This is a genomic window from Pseudomonas sp. RA_105y_Pfl2_P56 (assembly GCF_963970845.1).
GTDB classification, from domain to species: Bacteria; Pseudomonadota; Gammaproteobacteria; order Pseudomonadales; family Pseudomonadaceae; genus Aquipseudomonas; species Aquipseudomonas baetica_A.
On record NZ_CAXAPL010000001.1, the window covers coordinates 178,385 to 194,713 of the forward strand.

The window sequence follows — 16,329 nt, forward strand, 5'->3', positions numbered from 1 at the left end:
GGCGGCAGAAAGGCCGTACATATAACACAGCTGCGCCCTACTCCCTTGAGGCTTTTTCTGACACCACGGGTGACGATGTCTGACGTAGCGCCAAGGTTTCCCAGGCAGCGACCACGATCACGATCGTCGTGGTCAGCGCGCCCAGTTGCAACGCTGAAAACCAGTGATTCAACGCCAATGGGAAGGACAGCATCAGCAGAACCAGCCCGGCCAGATGCGACAAAGGGGGCAGCAACCGGTCGGCCATGACCCATTTGAACAGCGCATTGCCGAGCAGAAACAACCACGGTCCGGCAATGATCGCGAGGATACCGGCGTCGCTGGCGTGATCCGGGTGCACCAGCACCAGCTCATCGGCCACGGCACTGACGATCACCCCGGCAACGATCAGCACATGCAGATAGGTGTAAGCGATCCGCGCCTGGCGCCCAGGATCAGTGGAATGAGCGATGCGATGGTGCGCGCGTTCGGCGCCGCTGTCGAAATACACCCACCACATGGCGATACTGCCCAGCACCGAGACGAGAAAGGCGAGCAATCCGCCCGCACTCAGCGGTAATTCGGCAAACGTCGCACCGGTCACCAGCAACGACTCACCCAGGGCAATGATCACAAACAAGCCACAGCGCTCGGCCATGTGATTGCCTTCGACGTTCCAGTCGCTCAGCGACGAACGCCCAAGGCCCGGCACCCAGAAATATAGCGACGGCGAAATCAGCTCGATCAACAAAGCCGCCGACCAGCACCACAGGCGTTGCTCTGCCTCGACAAACGCCCCGGCCATCCAGAAAACCCCGGACAGCATCAGCCAGACGAGGATGCGCTGAAAGTTGCGGGTCATGCTCAGCGATTCGCCGCGCACCGCCCAAATGGCAAACAGCGTGCGCCCGACCTGCATGAACACAAACGCTGCGGCGAACATCAAACCGCGTTCGGTGAATGCCTTGGGAATGGCCGATGAGAGCAACAAACCGGCAATCATCAGGCCAAACAACCCGAGGCGGATCGGCAGTTTTTCCGGGTCGAGCCAATTGGTGATCCAGGACGTGAAGATCCACACCCACCACACCGCGACCATCAACAACGCTACCTGCACCGCGCCGAGAATCGACAAATGGGCGAGCAGGGAATGCGACAACTGGGTTACGGCGAACACGAACACCAGATCGAAAAACAGCTCGACCATGCCAACCTTGCCACTGTCGAGACTGCCGCGCCCACGCAGCAACGTACGGGTGATGCTCATGGCACAGTTCTCCGCCGGATTCATACGTCACAGCAAAGCAGGCAGACTTCCTCCCGGCAAGTTGAACAACGCCCGTCAGGGTCGTGTCGCGCGTTTTAGAGCGGTGTCGGGGGGCGCTCGCTCATCAAGGCTTCGAGCCGCGAACGCAACCAGCGCTCTGCCGGGTCGCTGTCGACGTGGCTGAGCCAGACCATCGACAGGTCGAGTGTCGGCGTCTTGAACGGGAACGGTTCCTTGAACAGCAACCCGGAGGTGGCCATGGCGGCGGCGGCGTAATCCGGCAGGCTGGCAATAAGGTCCGTGCCGGCCAACAGTGCCGGCAGCGCGCTGTATTGCGGCACCGACAGCACCACCTGACGGGTACGGCCAAGCTCTGCCAGCCACTCGTCGGCGAAACCACTGACGTTGGCGGTGTGGGACACCAGGACGTGGGGACGTGCGCAATATTCATCGAGGGTCAGCGGCGTATCGCAGGCGTCGGCACGCAGGATGCTCGGTTGAATGTGCCGCAGCAGTTTGCGTTTGGCGTTGGCCGGCAGGCCACGGGTCTGACTGATACCGACCGTGATATCGCCGGCGGCCAGCAGATCGGGGATTCGCCAATAGTCGACGTGTTGCACCACGAACACCACGTTCGGTGCTTCCTGACGCAAAGCACGCAACGCCGGCGGCAACAGGCCGAACTCGACGTCATCAGACAGGCCGATGCGGAACGTCATGGTACTGACCGCAGGATCGAAATCACGGGTCAGGCTCAATGCCACTGACAACGAATCCAGCGCCGGTTTGAGGTGACGAAAGATATCTTCAGCACGGGCCGTCGGCTCCATGCGGTGCCCGACACGAATGAACAACGGATCGTTGAGCATCGTGCGCAAACGGTTGAGCGCCGAACTGATGGTCGGCTGACCGAGAAACAGCTTCTCCGCCGCACGGGTCACGTTGCGCTCGAGCATCAAGGTTTCGAAGACCACCATCAGGTTGATGTCGGCCTTGCGTAGTTCATTGCGATTCATTCACTGCCCCCGCTCCCCGGAATACGGGCAGTGTAGAAAGGCCTGGGGCTCGGCGTCCATCAACCTTTGCCGACCTCACTGGACCTTCTGTGTTTTCACCCTCAGCCCATGACCTGTGCGTCACCGTTCAGTCCCGTATGTCGTGCACGGGAACGTCGTTCAAATACACATTGCAGCTCTTCGCCAAGTGACCATTCTCAACGTACTAAACATGCCCCCTTCAGAAACATCCGCGAACGATTGGAAACAAATGTCCGATAGCCAAAAAACCCGTCTGCGCTAGGCTTGCGACCATGCGTCAAAAAGGCTGTCGCACAAATAAATCGCATGGAGCGAACTGAATGTATTTCGAGATTTACAGACAATCCAAAGGCACCCCGAGCACTGGCAAAGGGCAATGGCGCTGGAGGCTGCGCGCAGGCAATCACGAAACCATCGCCAGTGGTGAGTCTTATGTGAACAAGGCCGATTGTTTGCATGTAATCGAGTTGATCAAAGGAGCAACAGGGGAGACGCCGGTGAAGGAGATTTAACCGCGAGAGTGAATGAGCGACTGCGTCCTACAACCTTTTCCTTTTTTGTTCGAACGACTGGCGGGCCGTCTTTACGTCCCTACGCTCAGTGACGTATGGGGCCATCCGGCCCTGTTTCTCCACATCATTTGAACCCAAAAGGAGCCGCACAATGGCTAGAGACAAAGCGAAAGACGACAAGTACTTCAACTGCACCCAAGAACATGAGGCCGACTACGTCGCCAGCCTCTACCCGCACGCCAAAGAAGAAGTCAAAACCTTCCTGGCTTCGGCATGCCAGGACAACACGCTGCATAACTCAACGCACAAGGAAGTTTATGAGCTGATCAAACAGGAGCTAGGGCACTCGCTGTCGTGAGTGGCTGAGTGCGGGGAGCGGTAGCTCCTGCAAAAATGAAAAGGCCCCACAGGTTTGATCCTGTGAGGCCTTTCCATGTTCGGTGAAGTAACTCGCGGGCAGAATGCGGCAGCTCCGGAATCGAGGGAGTTGAACGATACAAACAAGTAACCTGTTAAGCCCGCTTCGCCTGCACCGCGATACAAGCCTTCTCTCATCACACGTCTCTATGTACGGAGACGCAAAATGACCGAAACCCCAGAAGAAAAAACCATCGGATTCGCCCCATTCATCTACGGCTCAGGGCAACGCACTGTTCCACGTCAGCTCCCGATTTCTGGAATTACAGAGGATGGGGCCAGTCCTAGTTGTCGCGCAGTGCCTGCCTTGAGATGGGCGATCACCAGCCAGCCTTTGCGAATCGCACGGGTAAAGCCCACCTCGAACACTGTCCGACCGCGCTCGTTGACGATTTCGCCATAGCTGCCTTCCCGCAGGCCGCGATCTTTCAAGTAGTTCGGCGATATGGCCTTGTGTAAGGCTTCGCGCTCAGAATGAGGCAGTTGCGCGGACAGGGCATTGTGAGGCGTGGGCATAATTTGTGAGGTCTGCTTGGTTGACGTCCAGCTCGGTCGCCACCACTTTTTTCACATGTTGTTCGAACGTTTCCATGTTCATTCCCTTGCGGTTGGATGCGTACCACGAAACAGTGGCCGGCCCGTGCCGACCACTGGGCTCTTGCGCCATGGTGAGGCGTATCAGACCGCCGTCAGATGCATGAAACCACCGGAGAAGCGCCCGCTTTCCGGGACGAAACACAGCACGCGCTGCCCTTTGTGCAGGCGTCCGGACTCAAGCAGCTCGTGGATCATGATGTAGATCGACGCCGAGCCGGTGTTGCCACGATGAGACAGGTTGGTGAACCAGCGCTCTTGGGGAATCGCCAATTCGGTGTTTTCCATGCACTCGACAATCGGTTTGCGGAAGTATTCCGATGACATGTGCGGCAGGAACCAGTCGATGGCCTCGGGCGACAGGTTGTACTTGATCATCACCTCCTTGAGCGGCTTGCCGAGGGTGTACTTCACCACGTTCTCGTTCAGGAGCCGCACGTCCTGCTTGATTGCGAAAATCGAGCGCGATGCCCATTGCTCAGAGGGCAGCCGCATCCAGCCGGTCAAGCTGTCGTCCTCGGCCTTTTCCGCGCCCGCGTACATGCAGGTTGGTAATTCGTTGGCGTAGGAAAAGATGTCTATCCAGTCGATACGTAACGACAGGCTGCCGGCCCGTGGTTGGTTCTCGAGCAGGAAGGCCCCGGCCCCGTCGGATAGCATCCAGCGCAGGAAGTCTTTATCGAAGGCGATTTCTGGGCGGGCCGCCATCTGCGCCACCAGCGCCTCGTTTTCCGCATCGAAATTGCGCGCATGCAGCACCGGCGAAACCACCTCCGAAGCTGTGGCCACTGCCTTGCGGCTGGCTCCCGCAAGCACCGACAGGTAGGCATATTTCAGCGCGGTGAGGCCAGCCAGGCAGATGCCGGCGGTGGACACCACCTCACAAGGTTTGTTGCCCAGCTCGCCATGCACCATCACGCCATGGTTGGGCATCAGTTGGTCCGGCAAGGTGGTGCCGGTGGACAGGCATTCCATGGAGTCCAGGGCAAAATCGTCGCCCACCAGGCCCTTGATCGCCTCGGCGGTTATTTGCGCGTTAGTGAAACGGGGAACACCAGTTTCCGGATCCAGCACATAATAGCGTTGCTTGATTCCGTTATTACGCAACACCACCTGCCGAGACCGTGAAGGTCGCCCGCCCACATACCCGAGAATGTTCTCCATCGTATCGTTATCGACCGCCTCTCCCGGCATATACGTGGATGTTTTCGTAATATAGACAAACGAATTACTCATGATTATTTCACTCTTTAGATTCAAAATTTAGTTGCGAACCGGACGGCTGTTCGTAATAACGCTGCAACTCATTGAGGCGCGTCCGGATAAATGGATGAAGCAAGCGGCGTAACACAAGTGAAATAGGCAGGACGGTCATGATGACCAACAATAGATAGACGATGAATAAGCACAGCAAGAGTCGCCGTAGCCATTGTCCATACTTGCCGAAACGGCAAATTATTCCCGACCAGAACTTGAAGCCTCTATAAGCCGCTCGCTCGCTGAGTATCAGCCCAGGATTGACGGTCGCCGCCCCCAGTCCAGCCAGCATCGGCCCTTCGGCTTTCTCTTTATTGGCATACAGGGCGGCATTCAATGCCCGCCCGAAACGTGCAGCGCCTTGGACATCCTGGGCGCTAATCCCGGCCTTGGGCAGGCCGAGGAATGACTCGCGGTTGCCGGTGAACATCCAGCGCGGTGTGGTAATCAGTGTGGCGAAGGTATTGGCCCGGTCGGTTAGCACCACGTTGTCGCGCAACTGCGCGCCGGCCTCATCCAGTAGACGCTTGACCGCCTCCTGGGCCATCAGCCACATGTTGCGGCAGGCGATCACCGTGACCACCGGGCGCCCGGCCAGCAGACGCTTGCCTTCCGCGCTCTTGAGAAATGCGGTGATCAGCGGTGATGGCGACAGATACCAGACCTGATACGCTAGGATCACCAAGTCGAAGGGCTGAGTGTGATTCGTATACACCGGTTCGATGGCCGGCGGGCTGAGCTGCACGGTCTCGGGAAACACGTCGAAAAATTTGCCCACAGGCCAAGGAAACGGATAGGCAACCCGGGGCTTGAGTACCACTTCATGTACCTTAACCTCCTGTGTCGAACGTAGAGGCGAAATTAGACTTTCGACCACTTCGCTCAACTGACCGCTTTGCGAATAACGAATCACAAGAACATGTTTCATAAGTGCAGGGACCTTTTGCTTTTCAACTACACAAACACGCCAGAGATTCGAGTGGCAGTTCTGTAGAGCGTGATGCTCCACCCCGGATAGCTTGTTGGGGTAATGGCACACCAAGTTTTTAACGTCTAATTTTTATTCGGGACGAGCGAATGCAGTACGTCGCTAGTGGCGTACGCAATAGAAGAGGGACGCCAACTTGCAGATAGCCGCGGAGGCTGTCTGGCGAAAGTCGATATACGAGTGGGCGGGATTGTTCTGGTAGGCTTTTGCGCGGTTCAACTGCGGCTCATCCGTGATCTTGTACATCATGCAACTCCTGATTCTAGCTCGGGCAGACTGGATTCCTTCCAGTTCTTCACAGACGAACTCTAGATACTTATTGTGGCCTGTCAAATAAGTGCGGCGAATTTTATCGCGTGCCCTCGATTCAGTGGCGCGAATACACGATGGCGCTGTTGGGCCAGGACGTGGTGTAACTCCCATGTTCTGCAGGTGTCCCGGATTTTGCGTAACCGAAATTTCTGTTAAATCGACAGCAGCCGATCTTTGAACTGGATAGGGACGGCGGCTGGACCGGATGTTGACGCATCCGGATCAGCCGCTCTTTTTCACTTCAGTGTTGAGACTTCTTTGGCGTATGCCTGACACGCCGCGAGGGCAATCAGCCCCCGGTCGCCGTCATCGGTGACGCCGATAATTCGTTGAGCATGCGCTGGGTCAAGTTCGGCTCTTGTGGGGCCATGAACCACGCCGCCGGTGGCGGGCGTGGCTGACACCGATCCGCTGCCGGCGCCGGTAGTGGCGTCGAGTAGGACTGACAGGCGCAGATCAGCAGTGGCAAGGCGGTCGCGCAGGCGACCTTGATCACGTTGGACATCGCTCAAGGCTCGATAATGGGTCTGTTCACTGGTTGCCAGGCGCTGCTCGAGCGCGAGGCGTTTGTCCTGTTCGGCACGCTGTTGCGCGGCTGGGGCCTGGTTCAGTTGGTTGAGGGCTTCGGTGTGGAGGCGGGCCTGCTCTGCGAGCTGTTTGCCGTAGCGCCAATCCTGTACTTGCCAGGTAATGGCCACAGAACCACCGGCCATGACGCCCAGCACCAAGCCTTTGGCCACCAGCCGATACGGTGCCGGGATCAGTTCGCCGAGACGCATAACACCGCCCTCGCCCGCCCCAACAACTCCAGCCGCTCCTACAGGCCATTGAGACCTCCATTGATCCTGCGGGTGATCGTATTGAATTCATTTTGATCGGCCAGCGCGTTCAGCCCATTCACCGACCAGAACCACGCGGCCGACTCGGCAGCCCACTGCGGCAACTCCAGCAGCTCAGGGGTGCGGAGCAATCGCTCGTCGCCGAACAGCACCAAGCTGCAGCGCAGGTAATTGTCATGGCCAGTAACCTGGATCAGCCCGCGACCGCGATAGCGCTGGCCATCACCGTCCGCAGCCGGGGTGTTGCCCAGTTTCGCAGCCAGGTTGCCGGTGTCGTATTTGCTCAGGTACTGATCGCCACCCAGTTCCCGCACGTACTGCAGTTGACCCGACTCATGACCGAGTTGAGCCAGAAACGCGGCTTGGCGTTTCGGCGTGTTGATCTGCCGATGCGCCATGGCTGTGTTTAGGGCGGATACAAAAACGCCCGCTTGGCGGCATTGGGATGCGCTACAGCTTCTCGACGCTCACGACCTTGAGCGGCTTGTTGTCCGTCTTTTTCTTTCCCTTGGGCTTGGATTTGCCTTGCTTGCCAGCATTGCACTCAACCGTGGTCGACCAGCCTGATTGGGTAAACACCTGCTCGACCGAATCCGCCAGGTACTCGCCATCAAGCCCGACCTTGAAGCCCTGGGCGAGAATGGGCCGCTCGGCAAAAATGTCCGTGCGCCCAGGCATCTCAAAACGCACGTCGGCGGTCGAGCGGTTGAACGCCGCCAGACGCGCTTTCGCGGCCGCTTGGGCAGCGGTCTTATTCGGGTAGATATGCCGGTCGGTATGCACCGCCGGCAGGCCATCCGGCGCGTCGTCGTTGTCGATGGTGACGATGGCCAGCTTTCCGTCTTTCTTGTCTTGGTGCTTGGTCGCAACCGCCTTGTGCGAGCTGCGATCGCCGAGACTGAATTGCCAGCGGCTGAGGTCGCTGCGTGTCAGCGTGACCGCGCCGAACGCTTTGCCGCTTGCGGACTGTCCGCCTTGACGTGGCATCACCAACAGCTTGCCATCGGCCACCTTGGCCGTGCAGTCGTATTGCTTGGCCAGCCGGGTGATGAAATTAAAATCGGACTCGTTGAGTTGATCCACTCGCGCCACTTTGGTCGACACCGGGCACACCGGCTGCCAGCCATTGCGCGCGGCAATGTCGGCCACGATCTTCCACAGCGGCACGTCCTTCCAGCTTCCGCTACGGATGATCTTGCCGCTGCCACGCATGTCGCTGGCCTTGCCTTTGATCACGATCGTATCCGGCGGCCCCGACACTTCGACGGTGTCCACCGTGTAACGTCCCATGCGGGCTAAAGCGGTTTCGGCATAGCCTAAATAGACCTCGATCGAACTGCCCCGCCGAGGCAACTGCACTTGTCCATCCCGGTCATCAATACGCAACTCAAACTCGTCGGACTCCATGCCGGGCTTGTCCGAGGTGCGCAGCAACAACAGCCGATCGTTGATCTTGGCCGTGACGTCGGCACCATCGGCGACGATTCGAAACATCGGGGTCATGGATTTTGCCCAAAAAAAAGCCAGCACAAGGCGGGTCAGAGAAGAATGCACCGTTACGCGTAACGCAACGGCTCGCCGAGCTGATAGACCCTGCACTGGAACTGATGCGAGACATCGTTGCTGCGGCCAGGGAATCACCAGTCGAAGAGATCACCGTTATCCAGCGCGACAACATCACGTCAAAGAAGATGAAAGTCAGGTTTCTTTTCCGCAGCTCTACCAGCGGGTCGTTGTGGAGCGGCAAAACCCTGAGCAATTGGTTCACAGCTCATCTGAAAAAGGCAGAAGTGCGCCATCGAGGCGCCAACCAGTGCCGCCACACGTTCGCCAGCCAGATGCTATCGAGCTATGTGCCCGTCGAATGGGTGGCCAGACAGCTAGGGCACGCCGACACAACAATGGTGAGAAAGCATTACGGTAGATGGATACCTAAGGACACCAAGAGCATAGCCGGTATCGTGTCGAAAATGCTGGGGTTTCGCGAAAACTAATACCTGGGGAGGAATACCTCCCCAAGCAGGGAAGACGGCGGTTAGCGATTGTCTGGATGAACGGCCTCGCTGACTACTTGAATGATTTCATCTGCCGTCATTTCACGCATGATCACGTTTTTTCGAATCAGCTCAAATGCGGCATACATACGCGCATAGGTGTTAACCATAGGGCAATGAGAGTTGTTGTTCGCAACATCTTTGAACTCAGTGAAGCGATTCAAACGATTCACCAAAGTGTGAGCGATGCCCCGGTACCGGCTTTCGTTGTTACCATCATATCCAGAGAAGGTAAGCCAGGCGGCTACGTGGTCACTCGATTGATCTACCCTCGTCTTGTCATCTTGTGAGAGCGCAGCATATCCCCTCCCAATAAAAGAGAACATGTCGAAAACATCACCTACAAAAACTACTTCTTCAGGATTATCGATTTCATTGAAATCGTTATATGCCCACCTCAAAATCCACAAATCATCTTCGCCGACTGCTTGAGTTACCAAGTCTAAGTCGTACCGGCTTTCAACCCCAAGCTTCTTATGAAGATCGCAGAGCATTGCGATGGTCAGTTTTTCGATTACGGTTGGCATTTCCTTTCTCCGGATTTCAGTCCAGTGAAAAACGTCCGAGTCCGGCACAACGATGCCAGCCCGCCATCATGCTAGACGAAACTGAGAGGGAGAAATCTCAGATGGGGAAATTAGTACAGCATAGAACGGCCTAGGCAGGTCCGTGAGACAGAATAAATGCCCTAAATATGCCCTAAACAATCGACCTGAAACGAAAAAGCCCCCGTAATCATCAATGATTACGGGGGCTTCGTCTTGTTCAATAATGGCGGAGAGATAGGGATTCGAACCCTAGGTACCGGTGAAGGTACAACGGATTTCGAATCCGTCCCATTCGGCCACTCTGGCATCTCTCCAACGGCGCGCATCATAACAACACTTTCGCTGGTTGCGAACCCCCCAAGCGAAATTTTTTCCGTGCTATCAGATGCTTGCGTCGATTAAAGCGGTACGCCCAGACGATTGGCGACTTCTTCGTAGGCTTCGATGACGTCACCGAGGCCTTGGCGGAAGCGGTCTTTGTCCATCTTCTTCTTGGTGTCCTTGTCCCACAGACGGCAGCCGTCCGGGCTGAACTCGTCACCCAGGACGATGGAGCCGTCGCTGAACACGCCGAATTCAAGCTTGAAGTCGACCAGCAGCAGGCCGGCGTCGTCAAACAGCTTGGTCAGCACTTCGTTGACCTTGAGCGACAGTTCTTTCATGCGAACCAGTTGCTCGGCGGTGCCCCAGCCGAATGCGACAACGTGGGATTCGTTGATGAACGGGTCGCCCTTGGCGTCGTCCTTCAGGAACAGCTCGAAGGTGTAAGGGTTGAGCTTCAGGCCCTCTTCGACGCCCAAGCGCTTGACCAGGCTACCGGCGGCGTAGTTACGCACGACGCACTCGACCGGGATCATGTCGAGCTTCTTCACCAGGCATTCGTTGTCGCCCAGCAGTTTGTCGAATTGGGTCGGTACGCCGGCCGCTTCGAGCTTTTGCATGATGAAGGCGTTGAACTTGTTGTTCACCATGCCTTTGCGGTCGAGCTGCTCGATACGCTTGCCGTCGAACGCCGAGGTGTCGTTGCGAAACAGCAGGATCAAGCGGTCAGCGTCGTCGGTCTTGTAAACCGATTTGGCTTTGCCGCGGTAGAGTTCTTCACGTTTTTCCATGATGGGCTCCGCTTGCTAAGTAGGTGGGCTAGGCGATGTGGCGCCAGTCGAGCCCTGAATCTTGATCGGCCAGTTGCAGCCAGTCCGGGTCGCACCCGAGGGTGTCGACAAAACATTGCCGGGCCAGCTGCGGCAAATTGTTCTTGCTGCTCAGATGGGCCAGAACCAGGTGTTGCAAACCCTGCCAGCCCAACTCGGACACCAGGAATGCCGCCTGGTGGTTGTTCAAATGTCCCAGCTCGCCGCCCACCCGTTGCTTGAGAAAGTACGGGTAGTGACCACGAGCCAGCATATCGCGGCAATGATTGGACTCGATCATCAACGCATCGAGATCCCGATAACCGTCAAGCACCCGCTCGCAGTAGGAACCCAGGTCGGTCAGCAGGCCGAAGCGCCGCTGCTCGTGATCACTGAAGACATACTGGGTCGGTTCCTGCGCATCATGGGCCACGGCAATGACCTTGATGTTCAGTGCACCGATCTGCAGTTGCTCGCCGCCGGCCAGAAAGCCTGCGGGTTCAATCGGTTTGCGCATCCCGCGCAGTGTGCCGCGACTGAGGTAGACCGGTAGATTGTAGCGCCGAGACAGCAAACCCACGCCATGCACGTGGTCGGCATGTTCGTGGGTTACGAGTATCGCGCTCAGTTGCGCCGGGTTCACACCCAGGCGCAACAGGCGTTTTTCGGTTTCCCGCAGGGAAAAACCACAATCCACCAGCACATACGTATCAGCACTGGCGATCAGCGTGCCGTTCCCTTGGCTACCGCTGCCGAGAACGGCAAAACGCATGTGATCAGCCCAGATTGTCCTGAATCACGCTCAACACTTTGCGCGCTACGTCAGCCGGTGCGACGGTGTTGATGTTTTTCTCGACGGTGACCTGGATGTTCTCGCCAACCTTGCTCAGGCGAACCTGATAACGCTCGGCACGGGCTTCAATTTCTTCCTTGCTCGGCGCACTGCCGAACAGGCTGCTGAAGAAACCAGGCTTGTCGTCTTTCTTCTCGGCTTTTTCGGCCAGGTTAATGTAGTACAGGCCCAGGCTGCGGTTGATGTCTTCAACACGCCATTCGCCCTGCTCCAGCGCACGGCCAACGCTGGCCCATGCACGGTTCAGATCGGTACCGACGTTCAACACCGGGTTACCGCTGCCATCTTCGCTGAGGCTGACGCGGCTTGGCGTATCGAAATCACGCGAAGCGAGCATCGACACCGAACCGCCCTTTTCGGCAGTACGGCTCATGCTCGCGAGCATGTCGTCGACCAGCGCTGCGTCCAGGCCAGTGTTGACCGAACGATTGGTGAAGGCTACGTCTGCAGTACTGCCGGCAGGCCGCTCGGCACTGACCACATAGATTTCACTGGTATTGCGCTGCACACCCGGCTCGACACGCACACGGACGCGGGTTTCGCTGTCGGCGCCGACGCCCGCTGCGCTCAGGCGCTTGGCCATGGCAGCGGACAGTTCATCGGAGTGCTGCCAGGTGGTGGTGAATTCGCCCGTTTGCGGGCGCTGTTCATCCAGACGGAAACCGTTGTCCTCGAAGAACTGCACGGCCACTGGCCAGACTTCGGCCGGTGGATGCTGCCCCATGACCCAACGCGAATCGCCGCTTTTCTGCAGCGAGTAATCACTGGCATCGGCGATGGCCGACAACGGCTGAGGACGCGGAACAACGTACTCACCCTTGGCGGTATCGTCAGCGACGTTGCGCGGGATCGGCAGCAGCGGATCCAGACGTTTGGAGGTGCTGACATCCGATGGCAGTTGCATCGGTGCAGTCTGTTGCGCTTGCAGGTAATCGCTACCACGGTCGCGGAAATAACCTTCCGGCCCCCAGACCCATCCGCAGCCGCTGGTGCTGGAGATAATCAAGGCAAGTGCGGAAAGTCCGGCCATTCGCTTCATGCGTTGTACTTCCTCAATTAAACCAGGACGCTGCACTGGCGCAGGGCCGTGCGAAGCGTTTCATGACAAGGTGCGCTCAGCCACGTCAGCGGCAGGCGGATGCCTTCGTGCATCAGGCCCATTTCAACCAAAGCCCACTTCACCGGAATCGGGTTGGCTTCGATGAACAGGTCTTTGTGCAGAGGCATCAGTTTTTCGTTGATGGCCCGTGCGGTATCGGCGTCGCCTTTGAGCGCGGCCTCGCACAGATCCGCCATTTCGCGTGGAGCGACATTGGCGGTAACAGAGATATTGCCTTTGCCACCCAGCAGGATCAGCTCGACCGCGGTCGGATCATCGCCCGACAGCACGATGAAGTCCTTGCTCACGCCATCAATGATCGCTTTGGCACGCGTCAGGTCGCCGGTGGCTTCCTTGATGCCGATGATGTTAGGCACGGTGGACAGGCGAATCACGGTCTCGGCCTGCATGTCGCAAGACGTGCGGCCAGGCACGTTGTAGAGAATCTGCGGGATGTCGACCGCTTCAGCGATGTGCTTGAAGTGCTGGTACAGACCTTCCTGAGTCGGCTTGTTGTAATACGGGACGACCAGCAGGCAGGCATCGGCGCCGGCGGCTTTGGCGTTGCGGGTCAGTTCGACGGCTTCACGGGTCGAGTTGGCGCCGGTACCGGCGATGACCGGAATGCGGCCGGCAACCTGTTTGACCACGGCTTTGATCACGGCGATGTGTTCTTCTACATCAAGGGTTGCCGACTCGCCGGTAGTACCGACCGCGACAATGGCATGGGTGCCGTTCTTGAGGTGGAAGTCCACGAGTTTGCTGAGGCTGTCCCAGTCCAGACGCCCTTGTGCATCCATGGGAGTGACCAGTGCCACCATACTGCCCGCAATCATGAAACCGCTCCTGCCGGAAAAAGAGAGCGGTAATGGTACTGGCGCCAAGATGCTTGCACAAGCGAAGTACTGCGCTGCCGCCATTCCCCTTGGCGCCGCTTTTCGCTACCCTTCAGACTTTGATCGGTACAGATCAGCTTGTACGCCGGGTTACAGCCTCCCTTTTCGGCCTCCCAAACCCCGTTCCTGCGTCGCATCGACGCGCTCCCGCTATAGTGGAGCGAGCCGCGAGTGCTTTGCCGGGGCTTTTTGAACGGACAGCCTGAATGGGCACACAGGCAATTCCCGACGGCCAACGACCGTAAACCTACCGACCGCTCATCGCTTTAGGAATGCTGCATGTCCACCCCCACAGTTCGCGAACAATTCCTTGTCATCAGTGCCCTCGGCGCCAACCCCATGGAGCTGACTAACGTCCTGTGCCGCGCCAGCCATGAAAATCGCTGCGCCGTGGTTACTTCACGCCTGACCCGCCACGGCGAGTGCAGCGCGCTGATCCTTGAGATCTCTGGCAGTTGGGACGCCCTCGCGCGTCTGGAAGGCAGCCTGTCGGGCCTCGCCAAGAAGCACGCTTTCACCGTCAACGTGGTGCGTAGCGCGGCGCTGGAAAATCGCCCGCAGGCACTGCCGTATGTGGCTTACGTCAGCTCGGCGTATCGCCCGGACATCATCAATGAGTTGTGCCAGTTCTTCATGGATCACAACGTCGAACTGGAAAACCTGACGTGCGACACGTATCAGGCGCCACAGACGGGCGGCACCATGCTCAACGCGACATTCACCGTAACCCTGCCGGCCGGCACCCAGATCAGTTGGCTGCGTGACCAGTTCCTGGACTTCGCCGACGCGATGAACCTCGACGCGCTGATCGAGCCTTGGCGCCCACAAAACCCAATGTAAGGAAGCTTTCATGGCCGTTGTCATCGACCAACCGGTAGCGGATTTCGAAGCACCTGCCACCAGCGGGCAAACCGTCAGCCTCTCTGCCCTGAAGGGCAAGCAAGTGGTGATCTACTTCTATCCGAAGGACAGCACCCCGGGCTGCACCACCGAAGGCCAGGGCTTTCGAGATCAGTACGCGGCATTCAAGGCTGCCAACACGGAAATCTTCGGCATTTCCCGCGACAGCCTGAAGTCCCACGAGAACTTCAAGTGCAAGCAGGAATTTCCGTTCGAGCTGATCAGCGACAAGGACGAAGCCGTCTGCCAACTGTTCGACGTGATCAAGCTGAAGAAGCTGTACGGTAAGGAATACCTGGGCGTTGATCGCAGCACGTTCCTCATTGACAAGGACGGTGTACTGCGTCAGGAATGGCGCGGCGTGAAAGTACCGGGCCATGTGGATGCGGTGCTGGTTGCTGCCCAGAATCTGAACAAGGCCTGATATTGTTGCGTCGTTTTCACTGACGCCTTTGCGAGCAAGCCCGCTCCCACATAGGAACTGTGGCATTCACAGATCCAGTGTGGGAGCGGGCTTGCTCGCGAATGGGCCTTGAGCCGCACCGAACAATACGGATCAGCCACTAAAGCAATGGCGCCACCGCCGGCTCCTTGCGTGGCCACGCATCCAGCACTGCCTTGAACAGCGTCGCCAGGGGAATCGCAAAGAACACGCCCCAAAACCCCCACAACCCGCCAAACAAAAGCACCGCGCAAATGATTGCCACCGGGTGCAGATTGACCGCCTCGGAAAACAGCAACGGCACCAGCACATTGCCGTCCAGTGTCTGGATGATCCCGTAAGCAGCCATCAAATAGATGAACTGATCGCTCCAGCCCCACTGGAACAACGCAATCAGCAGCACGGGCACCGTCACCACCACCGCTCCGACATACGGCACCACCACCGAAACCCCGACCAGCAAGGCCAGCAGCGCCGCATAGTTGAGGCCCAGCGCGACAAAAGCGATGTAGGTCACGCCGCCGCAAATCACAATCTCGATGACTTTGCCGCGAATGTAATTGGCGATCTGGCGGTTCATCTCCTGCGTGACACGGGTGATCAGCGCCCGTTCGCGGGGCAGATAGCCGCGTACCCACTCGCCGATCATTGCCCGATCCTTGAGAAAGAAGAACACCAGGATCGGCACCAAGACCAGGTAGATCATGATGTTCACCAACAGTGGCAAACTCGACAGCGAGAACGTCAGCGCCAACTGGCCGAATTTGCCAATCTCGCCGCGCGCCACTTCGATGGCCTGCAACACTTGCTCGTCGGACACCAGATGCGGATAGCGCTCCGGCAGCAACAAAAGCAGCGATTGCCATTTGGCAAGCATGCCCGGCAGCTCGTTGAACAGCGTGATCAACTGATGCCACAGCAGCGGCAACACCACGACGATGAAGAGCATCAAGACGCCCATGAACAGCGCAAACACCAACGCCACCGCAGCACCGCCCGGCATGCGCAGACGCTCCAGCGTGACCACCAGGCCCTGCATCAGATACGCCAGCACCATCCCCGCCAATACAGGCGCAAGCATGCCGCCGAGGGTGAGCACCGCAGTAAAGGCCAGCACCAGCAGCACCGCCAACACCACAGCCTCTTCGTCGGAGAAGTAGCGCTGAATCCAGTCGCGTAACACTTTGAACATCAATAATCCTTAG

General features: G+C 57.9%; 19 protein-coding genes, 1 tRNA gene and 1 pseudogene. 5 read left to right on the forward strand and 16 right to left on the reverse strand.

Features of this window, described 5'->3' with window-relative positions; genetic code table 11:
• Nucleotides 1-37: 37 nt before the first annotated feature.
• Nucleotides 38-1,246 (reverse strand): low temperature requirement protein A, encoded by a 1,209-nt coding sequence (locus tag AACY11_RS00820; RefSeq protein WP_339431021.1) that lies wholly within the window; start codon nt 1,244-1,246, stop codon nt 38-40.
• Nucleotides 1,247-1,341: 95 nt separating this feature from the next.
• Nucleotides 1,342-2,262, reverse strand: coding sequence for a LysR family transcriptional regulator (locus AACY11_RS00825; protein WP_221729396.1), 921 nt, complete (start codon nt 2,260-2,262; stop codon nt 1,342-1,344).
• A 341-nt stretch (nt 2,263-2,603) separates the two neighbouring features.
• On the opposite strand from AACY11_RS00825, the gene AACY11_RS00830 reads away from it, so the two are divergent.
• Nucleotides 2,604-2,795, forward strand: coding sequence for a YegP family protein (locus AACY11_RS00830; RefSeq protein ID WP_221729401.1), 192 nt, complete (start codon nt 2,604-2,606; stop codon nt 2,793-2,795).
• A 151-nt stretch (nt 2,796-2,946) separates the two neighbouring features.
• Nucleotides 2,947-3,153 (forward strand): hypothetical protein, encoded by a 207-nt coding sequence (locus tag AACY11_RS00835; RefSeq protein ID WP_339431019.1) that lies wholly within the window; start codon nt 2,947-2,949, stop codon nt 3,151-3,153.
• Nucleotides 3,154-3,455: 302 nt separating this feature from the next.
• On the opposite strand, the gene gmtX is transcribed toward AACY11_RS00835, so the two are convergent.
• From gmtX to AACY11_RS00870, 7 genes and pseudogenes are all read right to left on the reverse strand, one after another.
• A complete protein-coding gene (gene gmtX, locus AACY11_RS00840; protein ID WP_339464866.1) occupies nt 3,456-3,728 on the reverse strand; it encodes a gamma-mobile-trio protein GmtX in 273 nt (90 codons plus the stop codon).
• Entirely contained in the window at nt 3,682-3,804 is a 123-nt protein-coding gene (locus tag AACY11_RS00845) for a hypothetical protein (protein ID WP_339434327.1), read from the reverse strand. The genes gmtX and AACY11_RS00845 overlap by 47 nt, the downstream gene beginning before the upstream one ends.
• Nucleotides 3,805-3,890: 86 nt before the next feature.
• Nucleotides 3,891-5,042 carry a beta-ketoacyl synthase DarB gene (darB, locus tag AACY11_RS00850; protein WP_339434328.1) on the reverse strand — a complete coding sequence of 384 codons (1,152 nt, stop codon included), beginning with the start codon at nt 5,040-5,042 and terminating at the stop codon, nt 3,891-3,893.
• Nucleotides 5,043-5,049: 7 nt separating this feature from the next.
• The gene (gene darA, locus AACY11_RS00855) at nt 5,050-5,991 is read right to left on the reverse strand and encodes a 2-hexyl, 5-propylresorcinol biosynthesis aromatase DarA (RefSeq protein WP_339434329.1); all 942 of its coding nucleotides are present in this window, start codon (nt 5,989-5,991) and stop codon (nt 5,050-5,052) included.
• Between the two features lie 608 nt (nt 5,992-6,599).
• Nucleotides 6,600-7,142, reverse strand: a complete 543-nt coding sequence (locus tag AACY11_RS00860; RefSeq protein ID WP_339493636.1) for a lysis protein — start codon at nt 7,140-7,142, stop codon at nt 6,600-6,602.
• Nucleotides 7,143-7,180: 38 nt separating this feature from the next.
• Nucleotides 7,181-7,639: pseudogene (locus tag AACY11_RS00865) on the reverse strand (glycoside hydrolase family 19 protein); the annotation flags it as partial.
• Between the two features lie 13 nt (nt 7,640-7,652).
• Nucleotides 7,653-8,705, reverse strand: coding sequence for a phage late control D family protein (locus AACY11_RS00870; RefSeq protein ID WP_339493637.1), 1,053 nt, complete (start codon nt 8,703-8,705; stop codon nt 7,653-7,655).
• A 5-nt stretch (nt 8,706-8,710) separates the two neighbouring features.
• On the opposite strand from AACY11_RS00870, the gene AACY11_RS00875 reads away from it, so the two are divergent.
• Nucleotides 8,711-9,196, forward strand: a complete 486-nt coding sequence (locus AACY11_RS00875) for a tyrosine-type recombinase/integrase (protein ID WP_445261971.1) — start codon at nt 8,711-8,713, stop codon at nt 9,194-9,196.
• A 41-nt stretch (nt 9,197-9,237) separates the two neighbouring features.
• On the opposite strand, the gene AACY11_RS00880 is transcribed toward AACY11_RS00875, so the two are convergent.
• The 6 genes from AACY11_RS00880 to dapA form a co-directional block, all read right to left on the reverse strand.
• Nucleotides 9,238-9,783: a YfbU family protein gene (locus tag AACY11_RS00880; protein ID WP_339464864.1), complete on the reverse strand. Its 546-nt coding sequence runs from the start codon at nt 9,781-9,783 to the stop codon at nt 9,238-9,240.
• Between the two features lie 245 nt (nt 9,784-10,028).
• Nucleotides 10,029-10,118: transfer RNA gene (locus AACY11_RS00885), tRNA-Ser, on the reverse strand.
• An 84-nt stretch (nt 10,119-10,202) separates the two neighbouring features.
• Complete coding sequence (purC, locus tag AACY11_RS00890) at nt 10,203-10,916, reverse strand: phosphoribosylaminoimidazolesuccinocarboxamide synthase (RefSeq protein ID WP_122608857.1); 714 nt, start codon at nt 10,914-10,916, stop codon at nt 10,203-10,205.
• A gap of 28 nt (nt 10,917-10,944) precedes the next feature.
• Nucleotides 10,945-11,706, reverse strand: a complete 762-nt coding sequence (locus AACY11_RS00895) for an MBL fold metallo-hydrolase (protein ID WP_339493638.1) — start codon at nt 11,704-11,706, stop codon at nt 10,945-10,947.
• 4 nt (nt 11,707-11,710) lie between these two features.
• Nucleotides 11,711-12,826, reverse strand: coding sequence for an outer membrane protein assembly factor BamC (gene bamC / locus AACY11_RS00900; RefSeq protein WP_339464863.1), 1,116 nt, complete (start codon nt 12,824-12,826; stop codon nt 11,711-11,713).
• 17 nt (nt 12,827-12,843) lie between these two features.
• The gene (gene dapA, locus AACY11_RS00905; protein ID WP_339430751.1) at nt 12,844-13,722 is read right to left on the reverse strand and encodes a 4-hydroxy-tetrahydrodipicolinate synthase; all 879 of its coding nucleotides are present in this window, start codon (nt 13,720-13,722) and stop codon (nt 12,844-12,846) included.
• A gap of 339 nt (nt 13,723-14,061) precedes the next feature.
• Here dapA and AACY11_RS00910 point away from each other — a divergent pair, with 339 nt between their 5' ends.
• A complete protein-coding gene (locus AACY11_RS00910; protein WP_016984694.1) occupies nt 14,062-14,622 on the forward strand; it encodes a glycine cleavage system protein R in 561 nt (186 codons plus the stop codon).
• 10 nt (nt 14,623-14,632) lie between these two features.
• On the forward strand, nt 14,633-15,106 hold the full coding sequence (locus tag AACY11_RS00915) for a peroxiredoxin (protein ID WP_339493640.1): 474 nt from the start codon (nt 14,633-14,635) through the stop codon (nt 15,104-15,106).
• 139 nt (nt 15,107-15,245) lie between these two features.
• On the opposite strand, the gene AACY11_RS00920 is transcribed toward AACY11_RS00915, so the two are convergent.
• Entirely contained in the window at nt 15,246-16,316 is a 1,071-nt protein-coding gene (locus AACY11_RS00920) for an AI-2E family transporter (protein WP_339430750.1), read from the reverse strand.
• Nucleotides 16,317-16,329 lie beyond the last annotated feature (13 nt).